Origin of the sequence: Corynebacterium sp., from assembly GCF_030538285.1 — a bacterium.
GTDB lineage: Bacteria > Actinomycetota > Actinomycetes > Mycobacteriales > Mycobacteriaceae > Corynebacterium.
The window spans coordinates 24318-30951 of record NZ_JAUNUG010000018.1 but is presented as its reverse complement, the minus strand read 5'-3'; the positions used below and the strand labels follow the sequence as shown (position 1 = coordinate 30951).

Sequence of the window (6634 nt, the reverse complement as noted above, 5' to 3'; positions counted from 1 at the left end):
TTTCGGCACACCCGCCGGAGGTACACCACCTGCCGCCGATTGGACGGGCTCGGGGGGGGGGGGGCCAGGGGGGCCGCCGACGCCTAAGGGGCGGTGCTCTGCGGAAAGCTAGCGTGAGATGCGCGGGGTGCCGAAATTCTGCACCGCATAGGTGGTGCCGTCAGCGGATTCCGCCACTCCCACTCCCAGCCAACGGTGGCGTGGATTGAGCAGGTTAGCGCGGTGCTGAGGCGAGTTCATCCACACCTGCACAATGCTCTCTGCGGTGATGGTGCCACCGCGCATGTACAGGATGTTCTCGGAGACCGTGTACTCATTGTTTGAGTGTCGACGCAGGTCCGGGCGGTGGTACAGGCGATTGTCCCGGCTCATGGTCTCTGCCCAGTCCTGCGCCAGGCTACCCAGCTCGGGGCGGGCCTGAAGGGGTGGGACACCCGCACGGGAGCGAGCCTGGTTGGTGGCCTGCAGAAGGGCCGCATTGATCTCGGCGGGGTCCTCGGGGGCTTCAGGTGCTCCAGGGTTCTCCGGCTCCGGCTCCGGGTTCGGCGGGGTCGCCCCCTGCAGGGCCCGCGGGGCCTTGACGATCGTCCCGTTGCCCGTACTGTCCATGATTCGCTGGCTGACCTCACTGGTGTTAGCCCCGGGGACGGCGGCACCGATGAGGGCGGCGACACCAGCCACGTGCGGGGCGGCCATGGACGTTCCCTGGTATTCACCATAGGAAGGCTGGCTGGGGGTGGTGCGTCCGGTGTTGATGGTGGACAGCACGCCAGCGCCGCGTGACTGATCGCCACCCGGTGCCCAGACATCGACGGTGGAACCGTAGTTGGAGTAGGAGGCACGCTGTCCCGAATCCCCGACAGCTCCCACGGTGATGGTGTTGTTGCAGTTGGCGGGCTGGACCTGGGAGGCATCCCGATTCTCGTTGCCAGCCGCGACGACCACAGTGGCATTGCGGCTGACTGCCAGGTCGATGGCTCGCTGGTAGGTGGGGGAGCATTGTCCGGAGCCACCGAGGGACATGTTGATGACGTCTGCCGGGTGGGCGTTGGCGGGGGCCTGAGGCACGGAGCCGCCGGCCGCCCAGATGACCGAGTCAGTGATGTCGGAGAGGTATCCACCGCACATTCCCAGGGCCCGGATGGGGACGATCCCTGCCCTGGGCGCGACGCCGGCGATGCCTTCGCCGTTGCCGGTGACAGCAGCGATGGTGCCCGCGACATGGGTGCCGTGCCAGGACGAGTTCGCCGCCCGGTTGGTTCCACACTCGCCGGCGGTGTGCCAGTCGCCTTCATCCCGGGGGTCATTGTCGCGGCCATCGCCATCGCGGGCCCGGGAACTGTCGGAGATGAAGTCGTATCCGGGCAGTAAGTTGTCGTTGAGGTCCGGGTGGGCCGTGATGCCGGTGTCGATGACGGCCACCGTCTGCCCCTCACCCCGCGAGATATCCCAGGCGGGGAGAATGTCGATCCCGGCTGTTCCGGTCAACGGCCATTGGCGGGGAAAGTGGGGATCGTTGGGGCGGTCGAGGATGCTGAGGATGGCGTCGATTTCCGCGTACTCCACAGCCGGATCGGCGTTGAGCCGATCGAGCACCTCATCCGACTGCTCAGGGGTGAGCTCCTGGGCGCTTTCGATGACGGCGGCGCCGGTGGCGGTCTCGCGGAGTTCGGTGGCGGAAGATTCCTCCGCCCCGATATCTTCCAGCGCCTGGGTCACCACGCCTTCCCTGTCCTCGGAAGTGTTCATGGTCCCGGGGTGGTAGGAGACGAGGAAGCGGTTCGTCGGGGTGAGGTCCGTGGTCTGTTCGCGGTCCACCAGATCGTCGGTGGCAATGATGTCCTCCCCTGGAGGTTGCGCCTCCTGGGCGGTGGAGGGGCTGGACAGGGTGCTCGCGGCCAGGGTTCCGACCACTGCGGTCAGCGCGACCCGTGTCCAACGGACGCTTCGAAGGCGTTGTGCGTGTGGCATGGTGTTCCTCTCGACTGGGCCCGTGGTGGGCCATGGTGCGGTGCCCAGGCAAATGCCCGTGCGAGAGTCACGCTATCCATAAGGGGCGTGGAAATCCCGGTTCCTCGCGCCAGAAACTGAGGAAAATAAGGAAATTTGCAAGCTCTGAACTGGCGAAATGGGGCAGATTAAGAGTTATATATTACAAGCATGTGTGCAATATGATAATTCTGCCCTTCTTCTGCCACTGCCCGCAAAACAGCTGTTCCACACGGTAGACCCCACGGAAAGCACAACACCGCCCCCGCCCGGAAATCCGGGCGAAGGCGGCGTCGATAAGCGGGGAACTACAGCGAGTCGATGATCTCGTTGAACTTCGTCGACGGACGCATCACGTCGGAGGTCTTGTCATCGGACGGGTTGTAGTAGCCACCCAGGTCCACGGCGGAACCCTGGTTGTCGATGAGCTCCTGGTTGATGGTCTCAGCCTGCTCGGACAGCTCAGCAGCGACGGCGGAGAACTTCTCCGCCAGCTCGGCGTCCTCGGACTGCGCGGCCAGCGCCTCGGCCCAGTAGGCGGCGAGGTAGAAGTGGGAACCACGGTTGTCGATCTCGCCGACCTTGCGGGACGGGGACTTACCCTCGGACAGGACCTTCTCGGTGGCCTTATCCAGGGCGTCAGCCAGCACGCCAGCCTTCGCGTTGTCCTGGGTGCGTGCCACGTGGCGCAGGGACTCGGCCAGGGCGAGGAACTCGCCGAGGGAATCCCAGCGGAGGTGGTTTTCCTCCTGGACCTGCTGGACATGCTTCGGGGCGGAGCCGCCGGCACCGGTCTCGAAAAGACCGCCACCGGCCATGAGCGGCACGACCGAGAGCATCTTCGCGGAGGTGCCCAGCTCCAGGATCGGGAAGAGGTCGGTGTTGTAGTCACGCAGGACGTTACCGGTCACGGAGATGGTGTCCTCGCCACGACGGATGCGCTCGACGGAGAACTTGGTGGCCTCGACGGGGGAGAGGATGCGGATGTCCAGGCCCTCGGTGTCGTGGTCCGCCAGGTACTTCTCCACGAGGGAGATGAGGTTGCGGTCGTGGGCGCGCTCCGGGTCGAGCCAGAACACGGCCGGCATGCTCGAGATGCGGGCGCGGTCGACGGCGAGCTTGACCCAGTCCTGGATCGGGGCGTCCTTGGTCTGGCAGGCGCGCCAGATGTCACCCTCAGAAACCTCATGCTCCAGCAGTGCCTCGCCGGCGGAGTTGCGGACCTCGACCTTGCCGTCAGACTCGATCTTGAAGGTCTTGTCGTGGGAGCCGTACTCCTCGGCCTTCTGCGCCATGAGGCCGACGTTGGGGACGGTGCCCATGGTGGTCGGGTCGAAGGCGCCGTTGGCCTTGCAGTCCTCGATGACGGCCTGGTAGACGCCGGCGTAGGAGGAGTCCGGGATGACAGCCAGGGTGTCCTGGGTCTTGTCGTTCTTGTTCCACATCTGGCCGGAGGTACGGATCATGGCCGGCATGGAGGCGTCGACGATGACATCAGAGGGCACGTGCAGGTTGGTGATGCCCTTATCCGAGTTGACCATCGCCAGGTCCGGGCCATCTGACAGGGCCTGATCGAAGGCGGCGCGGATCTCCTCGCCGTTGTCCAGGTCCTCGAGGCCGGAGTAGATGGCGCCGAGACCGTTCTCACCGTTGAGGCCGGCGGCCTCCAGCTCCTCGCCGTACTTGGCGAAGACGTCGGCGAAGAAGGTGCGCACAACGTAGCCAAAGATGATCGGGTCGGAGACCTTCATCATGGTCGCCTTGAGGTGCACCGAGAACAGGATGCCCTCATCCTGGGCGCGCTTGACCTGCTCGTCGAGGAAGGACTGCAGGGCGGCGGCACGCATGACGGTGCCGTCGACGACCTCGCCAGCCTGGACCTTGAGGTCATCGCGCAGCTTGGTCTCGGTGCCGTCGGCGGCGACGTGGACAAACGACAGGCTGTCCTCGGCCGGGAGGATGACGGACTGCTCGTTGTGGCGGAAGTCATCGGCGTCCATGGTGGCGACGTTGGTCTTGGAGTCGGCGGACCACTCGCCCATGCGGTGCGGGTTCTTCTTGACGAAGTTCTTCACGGCCTCCGGCGCACGGCGATCAGAGTTGCCCTCGCGCAGAACCGGGTTCACGGCGGAGCCCTTTACCGCGTCGTAGCGCTGACGTACGTCCTTCTCCTCGTCGGTGGCGGGGGAGTCCGGGTAATCGGGCAGGTCATAACCCTGCTCCTGCAGCTCCTTGATCGCGGCCTTGAGCTGCGGGACGGAAGCCGAGATGTTCGGGAGCTTGATGATGTTCGCTTCCGGGGTCTTCGCCAGCTCACCGAGCTCGGTGAGAGCGTCGTCGATGCGCTGCTCCTCGGTGAGGCGATCCGGGAACTGGGCCAGGATGCGTCCGGCCAGGGAGATGTCGCGGGTCTCCACATCGATACCAGCGGTGCCAGCGAAGGCCTCCACCACAGGCTTGAACGAGTAGGTCGCGAGCAGCGGGGCCTCGTCGGTGCGGGTCCAGATGATCTTTGCCATGTAACTCCCTAACGCTTTCTTCATTCTCGGCAGTGTCAACGGCTAAGGATACCTGCCTGTACCTAACCACTGCCACCGTCGGGGATATGGTGGTCTCTATGAGTCTGACCATCACCTCCGTCAACGTCAATGGAATTCGCGCCGCCGTGAAGCAGCGCAATGAGGACAATCTGGGCATGCTCGCCTGGTTGGATCAGTCCGCCGCTGATGTGGTGCTGCTCCAGGAGGTACGCGCCACCGTCGACGAATCCATCAAGGCCCTGCAGCCGGCGCTGGACGCCGGCTGGCATTATGTCGGCGCCCCGGCGGCGGCCCGGGGTCGGGCGGGGGTGGGCATTTTGTCCCGCTCCCCGCTTATCGACGTCCGCGTCGGTCTCGGTTCCTTCCTCGATTCCGGGCGGTGGATTGAGGGCACTTATGAGGGTGTGCGGGTGGCATCGCTCTACCTGCCCTCGGGCTCTGCGGGGTCAGCGAAGCAGGATGAGAAATACGCCTTCCTCGACGAGTTCGGGCCCTACCTCGAACAGTTGGCCCAGGAGTACCCGGACATGGTCATCGGTGGGGACTGGAACATCTGCCACCGCCGCGAGGACCTGAAGAACTGGAAGTCAAACATGAAGAAGTCCGGCTTCCTGGCTGATGAGCGCGCTTTCATGGATTCGGTGTTCGGTGCTTTCCCGGACGACGCCCCGCAGGACAAGCCGGGCTTGGGGGAGTACTTCGGGGTGGTGGACTACCCCGGGCGTACCATCCGAGGTGCGGCCACTGCACCTCGGTGGTTCGACGTGGCCCGTCACCTCCAGCCGGAGGGGGATGGACCGTACACCTGGTGGACTTACCGCGGGCAGGCATTCAACAACAACGCCGGCTGGCGCATCGACTACCAGGCGGCCACGGCCAGCATGCTGGAGCGTGCCGAACGCAGCTGGGTTGATCGCGCACCCACCGTGGAAACCCGCTGGTCTGATCATTCCCCGCTGAATGTGACTTATTCCTCCGACTCATAGGAAGCCATGGACGCCGTCGACACCGCGCAACTGCTTGTCGTCACCTTCGTCATCGGTATCACCGCCGAGGCCATCACCGCCGCGCTGGCCGCCGGCAAACAGAAGATGGACCTCTTCGGCGTTGTCGCGCTCGCTGCGTTGACGGCCCTGGGCGGCGGCACGATCCGCGACATGGTGTTGGACACCTACCCCCTGACGTGGGTGGAACAGCCGATCTACCTCATCATCGTGGTGGTCACCGCCCTGGTGACCGTGTCGCTGTCCTTCCTCATGCACTACTTCCGGAAGGTGTTCCTGCTGGCAGACGCCGTCGGCCTGGCCACCTTTTCCGTCATCGGCACCCAGATGGCCCTGGGGCTCGGGCACGGCTTCGTCATCGCGTGTGTGGCCTCGGTGGTCAACGGCGTGTCCGGCGGTATCCTGCGTGACCTCATGAGCGACCGGGTGCCGCTGGTATTCTCCAAGGAGCTCTACGCGACGATCTCCATCTTCGTCACCTGCATCTACATGAGCCTGCAGGCCATGGGGGTCGGGGAGAACTGGACCATCGTCATCACCCTGGTGGCCGCCTTCGTCATCCGCGTCATCGCCATGTACTTCGGCCTGTCCCTGCCCGTCTTCGAGTATCAGACCGACGGCGCATCGAAGAACCCGCGCTCCTCCGTGCACTACCAGTCCACCCGACGCAGCCTGCGTCGCTCCCGCAACACCATGAGCTTCGACACCTCCCGCTACTCCCTCCTGGGGAAGAAGAAGGGGCGGAAGGTGAAGAAGCAACGCTGGGCCTTGCCGGAAGATGATCCGGATGACGGCCCCCACTAGATCCCCCTGGTGCTAAAGTGTTCCACGACTATCGAACCTTCAAGAGAAGTGGAACTTTCATGCGCGCTCTCATCTACCTGGTCCTTGGTGCCGCCCTCCTCATCGCCGGCTGGTTCTGGGCCGCAGCCCTCGGCCACGCCGTGATGGCCATCGTCGCCGCCCTGGTCATGGGTGCTGGCGGCGCCCTGATCATCGTGGCCATCGCCATCGGCCTGGACAAGTACAGCCCCACCTCCCGCAAGCTTTAAAGCTCACGCGGAACAAGGCGGCGTCGATAAGCAGGTGATCGACGCCGCC

At 64.7% G+C, this 6634-nt stretch carries 5 protein-coding genes; 3 read left to right on the top strand and 2 right to left on the bottom strand.

Annotated elements, in window-relative coordinates:
- Positions 1-108 precede the first annotated feature (108 nt).
- Positions 109-1914: a S8 family serine peptidase gene (locus Q4G50_RS07675; protein ID WP_303377066.1), complete on the bottom strand. Its 1806-nt coding sequence runs from the start codon at positions 1912-1914 to the stop codon at positions 109-111.
- Positions 1915-2297: 383 nt separating this feature from the next.
- Complete coding sequence (locus tag Q4G50_RS07670; RefSeq protein ID WP_303377065.1) at positions 2298-4508, bottom strand: NADP-dependent isocitrate dehydrogenase; 2211 nt, start codon at positions 4506-4508, stop codon at positions 2298-2300.
- Positions 4509-4606: 98 nt separating this feature from the next.
- Here Q4G50_RS07670 and Q4G50_RS07665 point away from each other — a divergent pair, with 98 nt between their 5' ends.
- Genes Q4G50_RS07665 through Q4G50_RS07655 form a run of 3 tightly spaced genes read left to right on the top strand, consistent with a single transcriptional unit; the run spans position 4607 to position 6585 of the window.
- Complete coding sequence (locus Q4G50_RS07665) at positions 4607-5515, top strand: exodeoxyribonuclease III (protein ID WP_303377064.1); 909 nt, start codon at positions 4607-4609, stop codon at positions 5513-5515.
- A gap of 6 nt (positions 5516-5521) precedes the next feature.
- Positions 5522-6337: a trimeric intracellular cation channel family protein gene (locus tag Q4G50_RS07660; protein WP_303377063.1), complete on the top strand. Its 816-nt coding sequence runs from the start codon at positions 5522-5524 to the stop codon at positions 6335-6337.
- A 59-nt stretch (positions 6338-6396) separates the two neighbouring features.
- Positions 6397-6585, top strand: a complete 189-nt coding sequence (locus tag Q4G50_RS07655) for a hypothetical protein (RefSeq protein ID WP_303377062.1) — start codon at positions 6397-6399, stop codon at positions 6583-6585.
- Positions 6586-6634 lie beyond the last annotated feature (49 nt).